This is a genomic window from Marinobacterium iners DSM 11526, from assembly GCF_900107855.1.
Lineage (GTDB): Bacteria > Pseudomonadota > Gammaproteobacteria > Pseudomonadales > Balneatricaceae > Marinobacterium > Marinobacterium iners.
Window position 1 is genome coordinate 126,623 of the sequence record NZ_FNRJ01000001.1, and the last position, 17,951, is coordinate 144,573.

Below are 17,951 nucleotides of genomic sequence, written 5' to 3' on the forward strand. Positions count from 1 at the left end.
TAATCGATTTTCAGTGAGAGAGTAAATGGAACCCTGGACACCCGAAAGCTGGCGCAGCAAACCGATCAAGCAGCACCCGACCTACCCTGATCAAGCAGCCCTGTATCAGGTCGAGCGCACGCTGAGCGAATATCCGCCGCTGGTGTTTGCCGGGGAGATCCGCTCTCTGACTCAGGACCTGGCTCAGGTGGCCGAAGGCAAGGCGTTCCTGCTGCAAGGCGGGGACTGTGCCGAAAGCTTTACCGAATTCAACGCCAACAAAATTCGCGATACCTTCAAGGTGCTGCTGCAGATGTCGGTCGTCATGACCTTTGCCGGCAGTTGCCCGGTGATCAAGATCGGTCGCATGGCCGGTCAGTTTGCCAAGCCTCGCTCGGCCGATACCGAAACCATCAACGGTATTGAACTGCCCAGCTATCGTGGCGATATCATCAACGGCATCGAATTCACCGCCGAAGCCCGTACTCCCGATCCGCAGCGCCTGCTGTCCGCCTACCACCAGTCGGCGGCCACACTGAACCTGCTGCGGGCATTCGCAACCGGTGGTTTTGCCGACCTGCACCGGGTGCATCAGTGGACGCAGGGCTTCGTGCAGCAAAGCCCACAGAGTGAGAAATTTCAACATCTGGCCGACCAGATCGACCAGACCATGGCATTCATCGAAGCCTGCGGCATCAGCTCGGCCAATACCCCGCAGCTGAAGGAAACCAGCCTGTACACCTCGCATGAGGCGCTGCTGCTGGGCTACGAAGAAGCCCTGACACGTCAGGACAGCCTGACCGGCGACTGGTATGACTGCTCTGCACATATGCTTTGGATCGGTGACCGTACCCGTCAGCCGGATCATGCTCATGTGGAGTTCCTGCGAGGCGTGCGCAACCCGGTCGGCATCAAGGTCGGACCGAGCACGCAGCCGGACGACCTGCTGCATCTGCTTGATATTCTTAACCCAAGCCAGATTCCGGGCCGCATCACCCTGATTGCGCGCATGGGCGCCGACAAGATCACTGAGCTTTTGCCACCGCTTGTGCGCGCAGTAAAGGCCAGTGGTCACCACGTGGTGTGGAGCTCCGACCCAATGCACGGCAATACCATCAAGGCCTCCAGTGGCTACAAGACCCGTAGCGTAAATTCGATTCTGACCGAGATGAAGGGCTTCTTCGAAGTGCACAATGCCGAAGGCACCCATGCCGGCGGCGTTCACTTCGAGATGACCGGCAACGATGTTACCGAATGCATCGGCGGCGCTTATCAGATCACCGAAGAGGGACTGGCCGATCGCTATCATACCCAGTGTGATCCGCGCCTCAATGCCGATCAGTCACTGGAACTGGCATTCCTGATCGCCGATACACTCAAGGCCGCACGCAAGGAGTAAACATGCAACGTACTGAACAGGTATCCGTCCTGTTGCTCAAGATCAGAACCGAGATGGAGGAACTGGAACTCTGGCAGTCCAGTCCTCCCAGTGCGCAGGCGCTGGCCAGTACCCAGCCTTTCTGTGTTGACACCCTGCACTTCACCGAGTGGCTGCAGTGGCTGCTGATACCCCGGCTGCAGGAGATGATCCGCCAGGAGGTTTCGCTGCCTCACAGCAGTCAAATCCATCCCATGGCGGAAGAGGTGTTCAAGCAGGTACAGGCAGACACAGACCAACTGCTCGAGCTGATCGAGCAGTTGGACAAGACCCTCTGCACGCTGCACTGAGCCGACACCCAAACATGGACCGCAATTCATGGCTTACGAGAAACATGACAACTTTCTGTTCCGCATCGGCTTTGGTGGTGTAGACCCCTCCGAAAGCCCCAGGGCCAAACGCTGGGGCAAACGGCTTGAATGGCCCATGCTGTTTCTTGCTCTCTGGATCATGGTAGATTGGTACATGCGCTCCCAGAACCTGGGCAATGAGCGTTCAAACCTGTTTACAGACTGGCTGATTTGGCTCGGATTTGTGGCCGAGCTTACAATCATGTTACTGGTCGTACAGGACCGAGGACGATATCTGCGCCAGAACTGGATGACTGTGGTTATCATTGTCGGCGGCCTGCCTGCCATATGGGGCGCCCACTCTTTCTATGCCGGTGCCATCCGCATGCTGCGTCTGATGGTTGTAGTTGGCATTCTGTTCAAGGTGTCACGCGATCTGCGCTCCATTCTGGCACGTCACAATCTCGGCACGACACTGCTGATCTGTTTCATATTTCTGATCATTTCAGGCCTGGTGATATCCACTCTTGATCCTGCATTCGATACCCCCTGGGATGGTATCTGGTGGGCCTGGGTCACAATCACCACCGTAGGCTATGGTGATATCGTACCCGCCACAAACGAGGGCAGACTGTTTGGCGCGATACTGATTCTGATCGGGATTTGCATGTTTTCACTGCTGACGGCCAGTTTTTCAGTATTTTTCATCGAAAAGGATGAGGGCGAGATCGCCATCAAGGAACAGCAGAATCTGGAACGCATCCACCACCTGGAAAACAGATTGGAACGCATTGAAGCAAAGCTTGAGCGCGCCCTGATTCTACTTGAGTCGGCACAAAACCGACCCGTTGATGTCACATCAGAACAAGGAAAAACAACTCGAGGAGACTAGCCTGTGAATTACCTGAGTGAACTTGGTCACAGCTTTCTCCACGCGTTAAAGAACCTGCTGCCCATCGTTGCAGTTGTACTGCTGTTTCAGCTGGTTATTCTACAGCAAGTCCCAGAAAACAGCCTCGCCATGGCTGGGGGCTTGCTGATTGTTGCCGTTGGGGTGGCGCTCTTTCTACAGGGACTGGAACTGGGTATTTTTCCGGTCGGCAAAAGCCTTTCCAACCAGTTTGCCCGTCAGGGGTCTTTACCGATACTGCTGGGATTCGGCTTCTGTCTGGGCTTTTCCGCTGTGGTCGCGGAACCTGCACTGATTGCAGTTGCCGATCAGGCACAGCAGATCAGCAATGGACGCATTGATGCTCTTACGTTGCGATTACTGGTTGCCGCCTCAGTGGGCGCCGTTATCGCCTTAGGGGTGTTCCGAATCATTTTCGGCCACCCCATCCACCACTACATGATCGTTGGCTACATTGTAGTGGTCGTTGTCACCTTCTTCGCACCGGAAGAAATTGTTGGCCTTGCCTACGATTCCGGCGGTGTAACAACCAATGTAGTCACTGTCCCTCTGATTGCCGCTCTTGGCATTGGCCTCGCATCCTCGATTCGTGGTCGCAGCCCGCTCAAGGATGGCTTTGGGCTGGTAGCCATGGCTGTAATGGTTCCGATGATCAGCGTACAGCTTTACGGGGCGTGGGTATACTCACAGCCTGCCCCCAATACCGAACTGCTAACGTCATCAAGCGAGGGGAACGGCAACAGCATACATCCAGTACTAAAAGGCCTGCTGGATCTCGCCACGATGGTGCGCGATGTGCTGCCAATCATTATCACCATCCTCTTTTTCCAGTACCTGATTCTCCGCCGTCCACTGGCAAACCCTCGTCAGGTCATCTTCGGCTTTATACTGGTTATCGTCGGCCTGTACGCTTTTGTTATCGGCCTGAAACTGGGACTGTTCCCGATCGGCACCAGCATGGCAGAACAGCTGATAGCCCGTGAGGGTTATCTGTTGATCTACCTCTTTGCCTTCATGATCGGCTTTGCCACCACCATGGCGGAACCAGCACTGCTGGCTGTGGGCAAGCAGGCCGAAGAAGCGGCAGTTGGCCAAATCAACGCTGCCACCATTCGCCTGCTGGTGGCATTGGGTGTCGCTGTGGGCATCACGTTGGGTGTGTGGCGACTGGTCCATGGAGACCCTCTGCACTATTACATTATTGGCAGTTACATTCTGGTGATTGGCCTTACACTTATCGCTCCGCGCTACATCGTAGCACTGGCCTACGACTTGGGTGGAGTTACAACGTCAGAAGTGACCGTCCCACTGGTAACCGCACTGGGAATCGGTCTTGCCAGTCAGATTGATGGTCGTAACGTATTGATTGATGGTTTTGGCCTGATCGCCTTTGCCTCAATCTTTCCGATTGTAACCGTCATGCTTTATGCCATCTGGGCTGATTGGGCCAACCGTAGAGTCAAACAGGAGTCCGTATGAAATTCACAGCCGTAGTCGGTATTGTGCCTGAAGATATGGAGCAACAGTGTGTCGACAGGGCCCGAGAGCTGGGCGCTGGAGGGATTACCATTATTCAGGGACGCGGTATAAGCAACGAAACTCGCAAGACCTTTTTCGGCTTTGCCTACGACGGCAATCAGTCCGTGTTGCTTATGGTGCTTGAACGTCAACTCTCCCTGGAAATACTGAAGGCGTTTGATGCCATCCTTCATGCCGATGACGCCTGTAACTCAAAGGGACTGGTATTCAGCCTCCCGCTTGAGCACTTGCGCGGAATGGATATGGCACAAATCCAGAAGTTTGAACAACATCTAAAAGATTCACTCTGACAGGAGATTACCATGCTGGTACAAGATGTAATGGTCCGCGATGTCGTGATGATTTCGCCCTTCGCAACACTGCGCGAAGCCCTCAGCATGATGAAACGCCGGGATCTGAAGTCTCTGGTTGTGGACAAGAACCATGACTACGACGCGTATGGTCTGATCACCTATACCAATATTGTGAAAACCGTGATCGCGGAAAGCGGCGATATTGATTTGCTCAACGTCTATGATGTGTGCGTGAAACCTGCCTTGAGCGTTGGCAAGAGTCTGGCTGTTCGACATGTGGCCGAGTTGATGTCGCAGCACAGAATCAAGCGTATTCTGGTCGTCGAAGACAACGATCTTATCGGACTGGTGACCATGGATGACATGGTAGAAACCCTGTTGCAGGAAATTGATTGAGCCCGGCTGAAAATACCCGGGCTCAATCTTTCGTTATATCACTTCCTGCTGCTTGCGTTTACCCACACTGAAAATATGTTCGGCCAGACCTACACCGGTTTCAGCCATGGTCTGGTAGGTGTGGTCAGCGCCTGCGCGCGTGATTGCATCAGCGTGGTCAGCAAACATGCTGTGCGCCACAATCACGCCTTCGAAGCCGGACTGTCGCAACTGACGTGCCGCTATGACCTTGGCTTCCACATCATTGGCTGCCAATATCACATACTCCAGCTCAGGCGCTTCAAGGTTCTTCCAGAGTTGAATATCCTCGGCATCAGCGAACACCACATGACGGCCTCTATGCTGGTGCTCAGCCACTTTGGCCGGGTCTGAGTCCAGTCCTACCATGTCAATATTGCGTTTTTTAAGGTGATCATAGGCTGCCGTGCCTGTACGTCCCATACCAATCACCAGTATGCGCGCATCACCCAGCGACAGCGGCTGCTCGTCTGGATGAAAGCCCTTGCGCTCGAAACGCGACAGCCAGTCACCGAAACGATCGTACAAGGGGTGCGCCATACGGTACAGCGGTGCGGATATCAGGAATGACACCGACACCGCAATTGCCAGCGGAATCAGCCACTGCGGCAGCACAATACTGGCCACAATAAGGCCGAACTCACTGTAATTGGTCAGGCTCAGGCCCGACAGGAAGGCACTGCGTGCCCGCAGTTTGAACATCAGCAGCAGGAAGAAGAACAGAATCCCTTTCAGCGGCAGCAGCACACCCATTACCACCGCGAACACAATCGCATCCATATCCGGCAGACCACCCATACCGATTTGCAGGAAGAAGCCCACCAGAAATACTTCCTTGATGCTCCAAAGCGACTGAGACAGCTCTCCTGCTCGCTTGTGATTGGCCAGTAGAGCACCGAACGCCAGTGCACCCAGCTCAGAGCTGAGGCCAATACTTTCAAAGCCATGCCCACCTATCACCAGCGCCAGCAACAGCCCCAGCAACACAAGCAGTTCGTCATGCCCGCTGACATCAAGCACCTTGTACAGTATTGGTCGCAGAAGCGGTATGCCAAACACTACCAGTGCCCACATGGAAGGCGTTTTGCCGCTGGCCAGCGCCAGCACCAGCAGTGCCAGAAGGTCCTGCACAATCAGAATTCCGATCGCGACCCTGCCGTGAAAGGCACGCAGTTCCCGCTTGGACTCCAGCACCTTGGCGGCCAGTACCGTGCTGGAAAAGGAGAGAGCAATACCCAGCATCAGAGAGGTGTACCAGTCCAGCTCCATAAAGAAATGTATACCGGGCATGAAAAGCAAGATAGAGATGACAAAGTGGAGCACGCCTCCGCCAATCACCTCAGGGCGCACCAGATTGCGTACCTTGAGCTTCAACCCCACCGTGAACAGAAGCAGCAGAACACCCAGATGAGCCAGATGTGCGAGTACATCGGTGCCTTCAACAGGAATACCTGCAATATCACCTGCGGCCACGATGGCAAAGCCCGCCGCCAGATAACCGATCAGCGGCGGCAACCCCACCAGCTTGACCGCCATTCCCAACGAAAAGGCAAAGATAATCCAGACAGCTTCGATCACGCGGTACTCTCCTTATGTGACTCTGTGCGCGGGATGGCATTAAACCATGTCAGGTCAAAGGTGTCAGCGATCAGGATCAGAACTTCAGGCCAACCCGCGTAACCTGACCCGCCTCAACCGCCTTGACCACCAGCTCAATGGCCCCCAGGGGCACCCGGTCGCCCACTACCGGAGCCGTATGCAGGCGTTCACGAATATATTCAGACAGTTGTTGCTCCGCCTGATCCGGGGGCACAGCCACACCGAAGTTCTGTGCCAGTGCCGCCAGTTCGATGTTGGCGTTGAGCTCAAAGGCGCCGAAGAAAGTGCGCTCCTTCAACGCAGGGATTGATTCGACAGAGCTGAACAAACGCGCCAGTGGTTTTTCCGCTTCATCATTACCAATCACCGCCAGCCGGTCCCCAGACTGCAGTTTGAGTTCAGACGTCCAGGGCAGAAGCTCCCTGCCGCGCAGCACTGCACTGATCACAATATTGCCCGGCAGCTTAACCCCTTGCAGGGTTCTGGCCGGAGTCCAGTGTTCACCATCAAGTTCAAATACCCAAACTCGATGATTCTGTTCCATGGACCATTCAAGACTCAGGCGGCGCATCGCTTCAGGCTCGGCTGGCAGTTCAAGTTTCAACCAGCGTGCTACCCGTGCCAGCGTTGTCCCCTGCAGCAGCAGCGACATGATCACCACAATAAAGGCGATGGTGGGGAACAACGCTGCATTATCCAGACCCGCCATTAACGGAAACAGCGCCAGTACAATTGGCACGGCCCCGCGCAGACCCACCCAGGCGATGAACAGCTGCTCACGCCAGCGAAAGCCGAACGGCCAGAGCGTCAGTGCGATCGATAGAGGCCTGGCCAGCAGGATCAGCACGGCACCCAACGCAATGCCTTCCGGCACAAAGGCAAGCTTGTCATGAGGGGACAACAGCAGTCCCAGCATCAAAAACAGGCTCAGCTGGGCCAGCCACGCCAGACCATCATGCACCTGCAGGATATCATCCAGTTTACGCAGCCCACGGTTGCCGATCAGAATCCCCATAAGGTAAATGGCAAGAAAACCACTGCCATCGAGCAGATAAACCACGGAGAAAACGGTCAGACCCGCAGCTGTTACCAGCAACGGATAAAAGGCCGGCTGCAGATCCAGCCGCGGCAGCAGCCGCGCCATGGCCCAACCGCCGGCCAGGCCACCCAGCGCCCCCAGCGCCAGCTGTTTGCCCAGTAATAGCGCCGCTTCAGCCACCCCGGGAGGTGTATCTCGCGTAATCAGTTCCAGCAGGATGATTGTCAGGAAGATCGCCATCGGATCGTTGCTGCCCGACTCAATCTCAAGGGTTGCACTGACACGCTGGTTCAGACGCAGGCCGTGATTCTGCAGCAACGCAAATACAGCGGCAGCATCGGTTGAAGAGATGATGGTGCCGATCAGCAACGCATGCAGCAGTGGCAACTCGAGAATCCACCAGGCTGCCAGACCGGTCACGGCGGCCGTGATAACAACTCCGAAGGTCGCCAGCGCCAAAGCAGGCCGTAGCCCGACCCGGAACGTCTCGATACGGGTACGCATGCCACCATCCAGCAAAATGATCGCCAGCGCCAGGTGGCCGACAAAAAACGTGCTTTCCACATCCGCCGACAGGTTTTGCCCCATCTGAGTCTGACCGGCCAGCAGCCCAACACCCAAAAACAGTAACAGCACCGGCATGCCGATACGGTTGGAAAGCGGACTCAGGAGGATGCTGATCAGCAGCATCGCGCTGGCAAACAGAAGCGTGAGGATCATCGTACGGAATAGCCTTTATCCATATTAAGTCGGAATTTTATCACAAGCGTGACTTAACAAACGCTGGCTGGTGCAACATGCTTTGTTTCCACATACAGGACAGGCCCTTGGCTGATCTGCATTTGTGCGCCTCAGCTGATAAAATGGCTGCCCGACCAACAGCAAGCCGTGTGAACACTATGCCTGCCAATACTGAAACTGCTCTGCCCGACTCAATCACCGAACTACTGCGTACCAGCGGTGCTGCCCTTCGGGTATTTGATATGGGGCGGCGAATCAGCAAATTAAGTCAGGACCAGTTTCGCCGTATTGAAGACTCTCAACTGGCCTACCCGACACCTTTCCAGCATCTTGCCTGGCTGGCGCTGCTGATCTGGAATCCGAAACGCAAACAGGAAAATGCGGTTTGGTTTTTGCGTTTGCCCCTGGACGAACAGGGGTTGATCGCGCCAGCAGCACGGGATGACCTGCTCAACCGCCTGATCCAGAATGTGATCAATAGCAAAAACGGCCAGCTGGATGAGGACGCGCTGAAGGACAACCCCTACTCCTTTACTCCCGAGCAGAGCCGCATGGCTGCTTTCCACGCTCTGGCTGCCCGCGAAATGCAGTCACCGGCGTCACCCCATTACGAACGTACCCAAGCCTGGTTCAGCGCCCAGCTGCCGCTTGATGCGTGGCAGACACTTGCCTATCAGGGGCTGGCCGATTTCATCATGCGGCTGGATCAGGATGGCAACGCCCAGGCCCTCAGGCATCGCCTGCCCGAAATGCCGGCGGCCGTTCTGGAAACGCTTTGTCCACTGCTGGAACATGTTAAACCCGGCCCGGCCCTTCAGGCTGAACTGGAACAGCAGCTGCAGCAATCCCTGACAGGCACTGACAGTAACCGCGTTGCCGCTCTGTGCCGGGCATTGTCCAACATTACGGACGAAGCGGCCAAGCAGCACCTGGTGCTGGATGTGCTGGCCACTCCACATGCTCTGGAGCCTGAGGTAGTGACCGTGATCGCGACCCGGTGTGACAGTGCACTGATGGCACCAAAAGTTCTGCAGGTATTTCTGGAGCGGCTGGCAGAAGGCAAGGCAGGTCAAATCGGATTCAGCCGCATTCTGGCGGAACTGATGTTCATGCCGGTACACCGGGCCCTGATTTTACAAGCGTTTCGTAACCCGGAACGCAGTGAGTGCTTGAGTCAGGCGATCGGGGAGATGTTCGGTCAGAGTTTTGCCACGCCCACCGATACACATTGAACAGAGGCGATTGAGTCAGTGCGCCTCATCCGGCAAGGTGATCCCGGCCGAACGCTGGTCCAGTTTCTGTTGTGACTGTTGCTGCATCCGCTGACGAATTTTGCTGCCGCGAGGCAGGGTCAGGTAATACAGCAGTGTAGCGCCCTCTTCCGGCTCCAGATCATGCTGGGCCGTAAAACGCTGAATAAAGTCGGCAACGGTATTGGCCTGCTTGTTTTCAATCGCCTGGGGTACCGGTTGCTCCAGCGATTCGCCCTCGCGCACACGCCGGCACATGACCTCGTACTGGTAGCTGAAAGCCGGCAGCACCTGCCGCTCCTCTTCGCTGCGCAGCCTGAACCAGCCGGTCTCGCGGCCGGCATGATACACCGCCGGGTGGTTCCATTGATGTTCAAGTGGATGTTCGGCGTGCATGCAGGCTTCTATATAGGCATCGCGCATGCCCGGAAGGCCATGATCACCGCTGATCTCTCGCAACAGGGCAAGGAACTCCGAGATGGTCGGCATCCAGGCGAGGGTTTCCTTGCAGCGATTGACGGCAGCAACCAGCTCCGACTCGCCATAGCCGCGCAAACTGAGTGCCCACTCGCGCTTGGCGATACGCAGCTCATCTTCAGTTTCAAAACAGCTTTTGAATTTGTGCCCATAGATCGCCATGAAACGGGCGAAAATCATGTTCACCAGCGTTTTGGTCTCGGAACTGATCGGCTGGACCTGAGCCTGCTCGCGTGCGTCGCTACCAGTCGGTGTCCTTGATGTCCATGATGGCTGCGGTAATCCGTTTGCGCTTTTCCCGAGAATCCCGGCGGGTGTTTTCATCACTGCCCCCTGTTACGACTGACTGGCGTTCCTGTTCATAGCGCTGCTCCCGTGCATCCCGCGTCTGCTTCTTGACCCACTCGCGTTTCACCCAGGCCAGAAACTTCTGATCCCAGTTGCTTTCCTTGCGATCCTTGTCGAGCCAATACAAAACGAACTCGTCCAGGCAACCGCTTGCGAATTCCGCAGGAATCGAGTGACGCGGCAGCATGGCGTGAAACATGTCAGAAGGCTCCCAGCCCAGAAACATCGACTGCAGCTGCTGGTTGCGTTCTTCCGCCTGTTCAAAGATCGCCTGCAGCTCATCTTTGTGACGGCGCCAGCCTATGCTGCCACCAAAGGTGGGAGCAGGCCCCTTGCGCTGCATCATGGTCTCGCGCCGCGCAGGTCTTGGCGGCGGAGCGTCATATACCGGCAACTGCTGTACGGCGGGCTGAGAGGGCGGGCGACTGTCTGCATGAGCCTCGGGCGCAGGTTCACTTACCTGCTGCGGCAGTGGCAGCAACCGCAGCCGGACACTGCCTCCCTGACTAAGATTAGCCTGCAAACATCCTTGCCGCTCCAGGCTTTCAGTGGCTGTGCGCAGCCGCTCTTCGCTCCAGAAACCGGCGAGCTGCAGCCAGCGGCTGTGAGGCAGTATGCACTCCACACAGCCATCATCCGCTTTCATGCCCGCCAGGCGACTATAGTCGGTATAAATATAAAGCAGCAATGCCTCATCACTGCCCAGGCGATGCGCCAAAGAGGGATAAAACAGCAGTGGCGCTTCCGGCAGCCAATCACTCATGGTTGATGTCTCTTGATTTCACTCAACCGTCCTTGGCAAATTCTTCCACGGCACGCAGTACATCACGACGGCTGATCTGGCCAACCAGCTTGCCGGCCTTAACCACCGGCAGACGCCGCCGCCCGTGCGTAATAAACTGATGCGCTACAGCGGTCAGGTCGGCATCATGGGAGACCGTATCAACGTTGCGGGTCATGTAGTCTGCCACATGGCCACCACTGCCCATCTCTTCCTCATGGTAGGTTTGGCTCAGAATTGCCTTGAGGCAATCCAGCTCTGACAGCATGCCGACCAGACAACCATCCACATCCACTACGGGTGCACCAGAGATACCATATTCCTGCATCGCACGGATAGCATCGAACAGATGAGTCTCCGGCCCGAATGAGATCAGGCGAGTGGCCATGTAATCCTGTGCTTTAACTGATCTGAGCATGTGAAGCTCCTTTTGTAGACTTACCAGGTAGCGCGCGGCAGCCTGCCCTTGCGTTAATACTAGTTCAGACCCCGACCAGCCACCATGGGTTCAGGAAAACACAACCGTCTTGTTACCATGGACCAGCACCCGATCTTCCAGGTGCCATCGCAGCCCCCGTGCCAGTACCGTCTTTTCGACATCACGTCCCAGCCGAACCATATCTTCAGGCAGGTCTCGATGGCTGATTCGGGTCACGTCCTGATCAATGATCGGACCCGCATCCAGATCCTCGGTCACATAATGACAGGTGGCACCTATCAGCTTCACCCCCCGGTCATGGGCCTGATGATAGGGCTTGGCACCGGCAAATGAAGGCAGGAAGCTGTGGTGGATATTGATAATACGGTGTGGGTAACGGTCGCACAGGTCCGGCGGCAGGATCTGCATGTAGCGCGCCAGCACCACGACATCGGCTTCGTAGTCATTGATCAAGCGGTTTACTTCGGCGAAGTGTGGAGACTTGTCAGCCGGGTCGACCGGTACATGGTGGTAAGGAATACCGTGCCACTCCACCATACTGCGCAGGTCGTCGTGGTTGGAGATCACGCAGGGAATATCGCAGAACAGCTCCTTGCTGTGAAAGCGATACAGCAGATCAGCCAGACAGTGAGACTCGCGGCTGGCCATCAGTACAACACGCTTGGGGCGAGAAGAGTCGTTGATCTCCCAGTCCATCTGAAAAGAAGCAGCAATCGGTGCGAATGCCTCCTGCAGCTGCGCAAGCGTGAACGGCAATGTGGCCGCACTGATCTCAACCCGCATGAAAAAGCGACCAGTCACCGGGTCGGAATGCTGGTTGGCGTCTGCAATGGAGCCACCATGGCTGGAGATGAAGTTACTGACCATCGCAACAATACCCACCCGATCCGGGCAGGAAAGAACCAAACGGTAACGGCGTTCCATAGATGTGCTCTAATCCTGATAGATCCAAAGTCGAATCGAACATTCTAACAGCAGCGCCCTTCTCTCGACAGCACCTCGACCCGATGCGAGATGGAAAGCTGAATATCCGCAATTGCCGCTGTTGGGTTACACTGAGCCAAAGGCTGTAACCGATCGGAGATCCGCAATAATGATGATGCTGACCCCTGAGCGCATGGCGCCTCTCAAGGCCCGCCGGCTCGGAATAGATACACACCACGAGCCCACCCTTTACCTGCCGGCCCAGAGTCATGTCTGCCGTTCTGAAGGGTTTGAAAGCCTGTCACGCGTGCTGGTAACGACCCATCAGAACCAGCACCTGATTGCCTCACTCAATATCATCACCAGCGATCTGCTCAGTGAAGAGGAGGTCGGCTTCTCAGAGTCAGCCTGGCTGCGTCTGAGACTGGAGCATAACGATCCCATCTGGCTGTCACACCCCAAGCCGGTGCAGTCGCTATCCTATGTCCGTGCCAAAGTATATGGTCATGAGCTGACCGATCTGCAGTTCCAGAGCATTATCAATGATATTGTGGATGGCCGTTATGCCGATGTGCACCTGGCGGCCTTTATTACCGCCTGTGGTGATGACAGCCTTAATGACAATGAGATCACTTCCCTGACTCAGGCAATGGTCAAGTCAGGCAGCACTGTAGACTGGAAGCTCCCCATGGTGGTCGACAAGCATTGTGTGGGCGGTCTGCCCGGCAATCGTACCACCCCGATCGTGGTATCCATTTTGACCGCTTGCGGCCTGACAGTACCCAAAACCTCATCCCGTGCCATCACCTCTCCGGCCGGTACTGCCGACACCATGGAAACACTGACCGAAGTGAGCCTGACACTGGAGCAGATGCGTCAGGTAGTCGGGGCTGAAGGTGGCTGTCTGGCATGGGGCGGCTCCATGCGACTGAGCCCGGCCGATGATATGCTGATTCAGGTCGAGCGAGCACTGGATATCGATAGCGAGGGGCAGCTGATTGCGTCTGTACTGTCGAAAAAGATTGCAGCTGGTGCTACTCATGTACTGATCGACATTCCGGTTGGCCCTACCGCCAAGGTGCGCAGCCAGGAAGCCGGCGAACGGCTGGCAGAAAGCTTTCAGGCCGTTGCCGAGAATCTGGGCCTGACACTCAAAATCCTCTTTACCGATGGCTCCCAACCGGTGGGCAGAGGCATTGGCCCGGCCCTTGAAGCACATGACCTGCTGGCAGTGATGCAAAATCATGCCGACGCCCCGCTGGATTTACGTGAACGAGCCATCAGCGTCGCCGGTGCCATGCTGGCAATGGTCAAGGGCATCAGCGTTGAAGAGGGCGTTGTCCTGGCCGAAGAAACCCTCGATAACGGCAGCGCATGGGACAAGTTTCGCGCCATCTGTCTCGCCCAGGGTGGACTCAAGGTACCACCTGTGGCGCCCTACCGCTATGCAATGGTGGCTGACCGTGACGGCATCGTGGACCGGATCGACAACCGGATTCTAGCCAAGATTGCCAAGCTCGCGGGGGCTCCGGCTGATCCGGCGGCGGGGGTTGAGATCTGTGCCAAACTCGGCGACCGGGTTGCCTGTCAGGATGTATTGATGATGATTCACGCCGAGAATGCCGGCGAACTCAACTATGCGGTAGAGTATCTGAATGATCATCTGGAGGTGATCGAACTGACCGATTCAAGCGAGGAAGCCTGCGCATGAGTATTCTGCTGTTCAATCCTGATTCCGACCCGGCACTGGCATCACAACTGGCTCGACTGCTGGATGCGCAGGCGGGGGTACTGGAACAACGCCGCTTCCCCGACGGCGAAAGCTATCTGCGGGTACACACCGAATGCAAGGGACGCCGATGTGTCATCCTCTGCAACCTGTTTCACCCTGACGAGCGGCTGCTGCGACTGCTGTTCCTGGCGGACACTCTGCGCGAGATGGGGGCGTCCGAGGTAGGTCTGGTCACCCCCTATCTGGCCTATATGCGACAGGACAAGCGCTTCAAACCGGGCGAGTGTGTCAGCTCCCGCCCCTTTGCCCGATTGTTGTCAGAGGCCTTCGATTATCTGGTGACCGTGGATCCGCACCTGCACCGCTATCACTCATTGGACGAGATCTATACCATCCCGTCCCGCGTGGTTCAGGCCGCCCCATTGATTGCACACTGGATCGGTCAGCATATCCGCGACCCTTTGCTTATCGGTCCCGACAGTGAAAGCGAACAATGGGTATCCCATGTAGCCGGTCTTGCCGGAGTACCGTTCCAGATTCTGCAGAAGGAACGCCGTGGTGACTATGATGTCAGCATCTCGCTGCCGGATCTTGAACAGGGGCAGCAATGCACTCCGGTACTGGTGGATGACATCATATCCAGCGGTCGTACCATGCTGGAAACCCTGAGCCACCTGCAGTCTGCCGGCCTGCCCAGAGCGACCATCATCGGCGTACACGGCATCTTTGCCGGCGACGCCTATACACGCCTGACTCAGATTGCCGATGTGGTCACGACCGCCTGCATCCCGCACCTGAGCAACCAGATCGATATCGCCCCCCCCATCGCCGAGGCGGTGCGCGAGCTGATGCAACAACGTGACACTGACTGAACTGTCACTGCCGGACGCCGAGTTGCACTACCTCCCGAGCTTCCTTGAGCGCAAGGAAGCTGATTGTCTGCTGCAACTGCTGCAGCAGCGGGTGAACTGGCGCCAGGATAGGATCCGGCTGTTTGGCCGCGAACATCTGATTCCGCGCCTGCAGGCATTTCAGTCCGACCCCGGGATTCATTACACCTATTCGGGGCTGCGTCTGGCCGGCAGCGATTGGTTACCCACTCTGCGGCCACTGAAGCAGCGGCTGGAATCACTGTGCAGCCAGCCGTTCAACGCCCTGCTGCTGAACCTCTACCGCGATGGTCAGGATGCCATGGGCTGGCATGCAGACAACGAGCCCGAACTGGGCCCCAACCCGCTGATCGCATCCATCAGCCTGGGTGCCGAACGCCGCTTCAGACTGCGCCACAATACCCATCGCGAGACTCACACTCTAATACTGGAACACGGTTCGCTGCTGCTGATGGCCGGCCCTACCCAGCACCACTGGCAGCATTGCCTGCCACGCAGCCGGCGTTGCCGCGAACCGCGCATCAACCTGACCTTTCGCCTGATCCATGTATAATCCTGCCACGCATCTTTTGGGAGAAACGCCATGAACCCGACGATTGAACTACTCAATGCTCACCGCTCCATCCGCAAATTCACTTCGGAGCCTGTCGATCAGGCCACGGTGGAAACATTGATCAAGGCCGGACAGGCGGCTGCCACGTCCAGCTTCATTCAGGCCTGCACCGTTATTCAAGTTTCTCAGGGGGAGAAGCGCAACGCACTGGCCGAGATGGCCGGGAATCAGGCCTATGTAGCCGAAGCGCCTCTGTTTCTGGTGTTCTGTGCTGACATGAAGCGGCACCAATTGGCCTGCTCAATGCACGAAGCCGAGATGCAGTCCGGTTATACCGAGCAATTCCTGACCGCTTCACTGGACTGTGCCCTGTTTGCACAAAATATCACCGTTGCAGCCGAGTCACTTGGGCTTGGCAGTGTTTATATTGGCGGCCTGCGCAACAGGATTGCAGATGTGGCCGAATTGCTGGAGTTGCCTGAACTGGTCTATCCGGTATTTGGTCTGTGCCTGGGCAAACCCGATCAGAACCCGGAAGTCAAACCACGCCTTCCCCTGTCAGTGGTGCTTAAACAGGACCGCTACGATGACAGTCAGGACGAGGCTGTCATCCGTGACTATGACGAGACGGTACGCGAGTACTATCGCACCCGTACCGGCGGCAACAAGGAGATGAGTTGGAGTGAGCAGATTTCCGGCATGCTGGTAAAGGAAGCACGACCACACATGTTGCCCTTCCTGCAATCCCGGGGGTTTATCAAGCGCTGATTTTTTGCCTGCTGCCCGTGCAGGCTGATTCTGGCTCGTCTATGCTGAACGCAGGTGCCCGCCGCAACCGAAACGGCGGGCTCTGTCGAGTTTCAGCCTGAGGAGCGTCACCATGCCCGGCAACCATATCGACACACTGCTGCAGCAGCTTGAACATGAATCCCATCGCCGTTCCCGTTTGCAGACCATCACCTTGCCGATCGAACAGGAAGATCTGGTTCGTCTGCAGGCACTGGCGGAAGTGTACGGCATGGATATTACTGAGCTGACACCTGTCCTTCTGCACACGATTCTGACCGACATCGAAGCCCATATGCCGTACAAACCCGGCAAAAAGGTGATTCGGGTGGAGGATGACGAGCCCATTTATGAAGATGTGGGCCCAACCCCCCGTTACCTTGCCGCCAAACGCAAACACGAGAAAGTGTGCGCCTGAGCTTGTCAGGACCGAGTGGCTGGCAGACAATTGTTATCCTGTAACACTGACAGGACTCTCTTGTGCCCGCACAGCCACTTCGCTCCGTTCCAACCAACATCATCACCGGGTTTCTCGGCAGCGGCAAAACCACTGCCATCAACCACCTGCTGAGCCTCAAGCCCCCCTCCGAACGCTGGGCCGTTTTGATCAACGAATTTGGCCAGATCGGTGTCGACGCCAGTTTGGTGACCCACTCCGATGGCGTTGAGCTGCGTGAACTGGCGGGCGGTTGCCTCTGCTGCGCACTGGGTCCAAGCCTGCCGATCACCCTGGCAACACTTCTGCGCAAGGCAAGGCCGGACCGGCTACTGATCGAGCCCACGGGACTTGGTCACCCTGCCCGTATCGTCGATACTTTGCAGAGCGCACAGTTTGCAGACGTACTCGATCTGCGCAGCATCATTTGCATGCTTGACCCAGCTGTTCTGACACAGCCCGAGGTAATGCAGCAGCCGGGGTTTCTGGATCAACTCAACCTGTCCGATGTCATTGTCCTGAACCGCATCGATCTGGCGGAATCCAACCTGACGCGGGAAGCACTGGAACTGTCTCAACACATGTTCCCACCCAAGCAGGGAGTCTTCAGGGTTGATAGAGGACAGCTGGACCTCGCCTGGCTCGATCTGGTTCACGATGGTCAGCTCAGCGCACAGTTTCCCGAGGCGCATGCCGAGTCCGCGAAAGCCAGTCCACTAATGGCACCGGTAATATCACGGCCGGAACAGTCACCACAGCCACGGCAGCCATTATTCAAGCAAGGACAGGCCGAGGGCTATTTCAGTTATGGCTGGGTTTTTACGGCAGCTGACCGCTTCGATTACAGAGCCATCCAAACGTTTCTCGATAGTGTGAGCGAGGCCATCCGAATCAAGGCTGCACTGGGGATCGGTCATACATGGGTGGGGTACAACCGCAATCGCGGGGATAAAGCAGCAGAAGTCAGTGAGCTGGCCTGGCGCCGAGACTCACGTATCGAAATACTCGCCGACCGTCAGATCGACAGTGCCGAGCTGGAAAAACACCTGTTGGCTTGTCTGCAATAGACAGCAGGGCGGGACCAGCCCGCCCT

19 protein-coding genes are annotated in these 17,951 nt (G+C 56.5%); 13 read left to right on the top strand and 6 right to left on the bottom strand.

Features of this window, described 5'->3' with window-relative positions:
* Positions 1–25: 25 nt before the first annotated feature.
* From BLV48_RS00680 to BLV48_RS00705, 6 genes are read left to right on the top strand one after another with little or no spacing between them, the layout of a single operon-like run.
* A complete protein-coding gene (locus BLV48_RS00680) occupies positions 26–1,378 on the top strand; it encodes a class II 3-deoxy-7-phosphoheptulonate synthase (RefSeq protein ID WP_091821506.1) in 1,353 nt (450 codons plus the stop codon).
* A 2-nt stretch (positions 1,379–1,380) separates the two neighbouring features.
* On the top strand, positions 1,381–1,707 hold the full coding sequence (locus tag BLV48_RS00685) for a YqcC family protein (protein WP_091821509.1): 327 nt from the start codon (positions 1,381–1,383) through the stop codon (positions 1,705–1,707).
* 28 nt (positions 1,708–1,735) lie between these two features.
* Positions 1,736–2,599 (top strand): potassium channel family protein, encoded by an 864-nt coding sequence (locus BLV48_RS00690; RefSeq protein ID WP_091821513.1) that lies wholly within the window; start codon positions 1,736–1,738, stop codon positions 2,597–2,599.
* 3 nt (positions 2,600–2,602) lie between these two features.
* Complete coding sequence (locus BLV48_RS19525) at positions 2,603–4,096, top strand: DUF1538 domain-containing protein (protein ID WP_091821516.1); 1,494 nt, start codon at positions 2,603–2,605, stop codon at positions 4,094–4,096.
* A complete protein-coding gene (locus BLV48_RS00700; protein WP_091821519.1) occupies positions 4,093–4,446 on the top strand; it encodes a transcriptional regulator in 354 nt (117 codons plus the stop codon). Before BLV48_RS19525 ends, BLV48_RS00700 begins: the two co-directional genes overlap by 4 nt.
* A 12-nt stretch (positions 4,447–4,458) precedes the next feature.
* Complete coding sequence (locus tag BLV48_RS00705) at positions 4,459–4,845, top strand: CBS domain-containing protein (protein ID WP_091821521.1); 387 nt, start codon at positions 4,459–4,461, stop codon at positions 4,843–4,845.
* 33 nt (positions 4,846–4,878) lie between these two features.
* Here the strand turns inward: BLV48_RS00705 and BLV48_RS00710 are convergent, their stop codons facing one another.
* Entirely contained in the window at positions 4,879–6,441 is a 1,563-nt protein-coding gene (locus tag BLV48_RS00710; RefSeq protein ID WP_091821524.1) for a cation:proton antiporter family protein, read from the bottom strand.
* Between the two features lie 76 nt (positions 6,442–6,517).
* Positions 6,518–8,221, bottom strand: coding sequence for a potassium/proton antiporter (locus BLV48_RS00715; RefSeq protein ID WP_091821527.1), 1,704 nt, complete (start codon positions 8,219–8,221; stop codon positions 6,518–6,520).
* Positions 8,222–8,400: 179 nt separating this feature from the next.
* On the opposite strand from BLV48_RS00715, the gene BLV48_RS00720 reads away from it, so the two are divergent.
* Complete coding sequence (locus tag BLV48_RS00720; protein ID WP_091821530.1) at positions 8,401–9,474, top strand: DUF3549 family protein; 1,074 nt, start codon at positions 8,401–8,403, stop codon at positions 9,472–9,474.
* Between the two features lie 15 nt (positions 9,475–9,489).
* Here BLV48_RS00720 and BLV48_RS00725 read toward each other — a convergent pair whose 3' ends face one another.
* The 4 genes from BLV48_RS00725 to purU form a co-directional block, all read right to left on the bottom strand.
* Positions 9,490–10,293, bottom strand: coding sequence for a replication protein P (locus BLV48_RS00725; protein ID WP_254774938.1), 804 nt, complete (start codon positions 10,291–10,293; stop codon positions 9,490–9,492).
* Positions 10,211–11,080, bottom strand: a complete 870-nt coding sequence (locus tag BLV48_RS00730) for a DnaT-like ssDNA-binding domain-containing protein (protein ID WP_091821536.1) — start codon at positions 11,078–11,080, stop codon at positions 10,211–10,213. Before BLV48_RS00730 ends, BLV48_RS00725 begins: the two co-directional genes overlap by 83 nt.
* A gap of 22 nt (positions 11,081–11,102) precedes the next feature.
* A complete protein-coding gene (locus BLV48_RS00735; protein WP_091821539.1) occupies positions 11,103–11,516 on the bottom strand; it encodes a CBS domain-containing protein in 414 nt (137 codons plus the stop codon).
* 90 nt (positions 11,517–11,606) lie between these two features.
* A complete protein-coding gene (purU, locus tag BLV48_RS00740; RefSeq protein WP_091821542.1) occupies positions 11,607–12,461 on the bottom strand; it encodes a formyltetrahydrofolate deformylase in 855 nt (284 codons plus the stop codon).
* Positions 12,462–12,633: 172 nt separating this feature from the next.
* Here purU and BLV48_RS00745 point away from each other — a divergent pair, with 172 nt between their 5' ends.
* From BLV48_RS00745 to BLV48_RS00770, 6 genes are all read left to right on the top strand, one after another.
* Positions 12,634–14,172 carry a thymidine phosphorylase family protein gene (locus BLV48_RS00745; protein ID WP_175527556.1) on the top strand — a complete coding sequence of 513 codons (1,539 nt, stop codon included), beginning with the start codon at positions 12,634–12,636 and terminating at the stop codon, positions 14,170–14,172.
* Positions 14,169–15,065 (top strand): ribose-phosphate pyrophosphokinase, encoded by an 897-nt coding sequence (locus tag BLV48_RS00750; protein WP_091821548.1) that lies wholly within the window; start codon positions 14,169–14,171, stop codon positions 15,063–15,065. The genes BLV48_RS00745 and BLV48_RS00750 overlap by 4 nt, the downstream gene beginning before the upstream one ends.
* Positions 15,052–15,636, top strand: a complete 585-nt coding sequence (locus BLV48_RS00755) for an alpha-ketoglutarate-dependent dioxygenase AlkB family protein (RefSeq protein WP_091821551.1) — start codon at positions 15,052–15,054, stop codon at positions 15,634–15,636. The genes BLV48_RS00750 and BLV48_RS00755 overlap by 14 nt, the downstream gene beginning before the upstream one ends.
* Positions 15,637–15,666: 30 nt before the next feature.
* Entirely contained in the window at positions 15,667–16,404 is a 738-nt protein-coding gene (nfsA, locus tag BLV48_RS00760) for an oxygen-insensitive NADPH nitroreductase (protein WP_091821554.1), read from the top strand.
* Between the two features lie 112 nt (positions 16,405–16,516).
* Positions 16,517–16,840, top strand: a complete 324-nt coding sequence (locus BLV48_RS00765; RefSeq protein WP_091821557.1) for a hypothetical protein — start codon at positions 16,517–16,519, stop codon at positions 16,838–16,840.
* 62 nt (positions 16,841–16,902) lie between these two features.
* A complete protein-coding gene (locus BLV48_RS00770) occupies positions 16,903–17,925 on the top strand; it encodes a CobW family GTP-binding protein (RefSeq protein ID WP_091821560.1) in 1,023 nt (340 codons plus the stop codon).
* The last annotated feature ends 26 nt before the right edge of the window (positions 17,926–17,951 follow it).

Coding starts and splice junctions, on each gene's coding strand:
- BLV48_RS00680 (WP_091821506.1), top strand. CDS start 26: ATGGAACCCTGGACACCCGAAAGCTGGCGCAGCAAACCGATCAAGCAG.
- BLV48_RS00690 (WP_091821513.1), top strand. CDS start 1,736: ATGGCTTACGAGAAACATGACAACTTTCTGTTCCGCATCGGCTTTGGT.
- BLV48_RS00715 (WP_091821527.1), bottom strand. CDS start 8,221: ATGATCCTCACGCTTCTGTTTGCCAGCGCGATGCTGCTGATCAGCATC.
- BLV48_RS00700 (WP_091821519.1), top strand. CDS start 4,093: ATGAAATTCACAGCCGTAGTCGGTATTGTGCCTGAAGATATGGAGCAA.
- BLV48_RS00765 (WP_091821557.1), top strand. CDS start 16,517: ATGCCCGGCAACCATATCGACACACTGCTGCAGCAGCTTGAACATGAA.
- BLV48_RS00735 (WP_091821539.1), bottom strand. CDS start 11,516: ATGCTCAGATCAGTTAAAGCACAGGATTACATGGCCACTCGCCTGATC.
- BLV48_RS00720 (WP_091821530.1), top strand. CDS start 8,401: ATGCCTGCCAATACTGAAACTGCTCTGCCCGACTCAATCACCGAACTA.
- BLV48_RS00725 (WP_254774938.1), bottom strand. CDS start 10,293: ATGAAAACACCCGCCGGGATTCTCGGGAAAAGCGCAAACGGATTACCG.
- purU (WP_091821542.1), bottom strand. CDS start 12,461: ATGGAACGCCGTTACCGTTTGGTTCTTTCCTGCCCGGATCGGGTGGGT.
- nfsA (WP_091821554.1), top strand. CDS start 15,667: ATGAACCCGACGATTGAACTACTCAATGCTCACCGCTCCATCCGCAAA.
- BLV48_RS00705 (WP_091821521.1), top strand. CDS start 4,459: ATGCTGGTACAAGATGTAATGGTCCGCGATGTCGTGATGATTTCGCCC.
- BLV48_RS00745 (WP_175527556.1), top strand. CDS start 12,634: ATGATGCTGACCCCTGAGCGCATGGCGCCTCTCAAGGCCCGCCGGCTC.
- BLV48_RS00685 (WP_091821509.1), top strand. CDS start 1,381: ATGCAACGTACTGAACAGGTATCCGTCCTGTTGCTCAAGATCAGAACC.
- BLV48_RS00730 (WP_091821536.1), bottom strand. CDS start 11,080: ATGAGTGATTGGCTGCCGGAAGCGCCACTGCTGTTTTATCCCTCTTTG.
- BLV48_RS00750 (WP_091821548.1), top strand. CDS start 14,169: ATGAGTATTCTGCTGTTCAATCCTGATTCCGACCCGGCACTGGCATCA.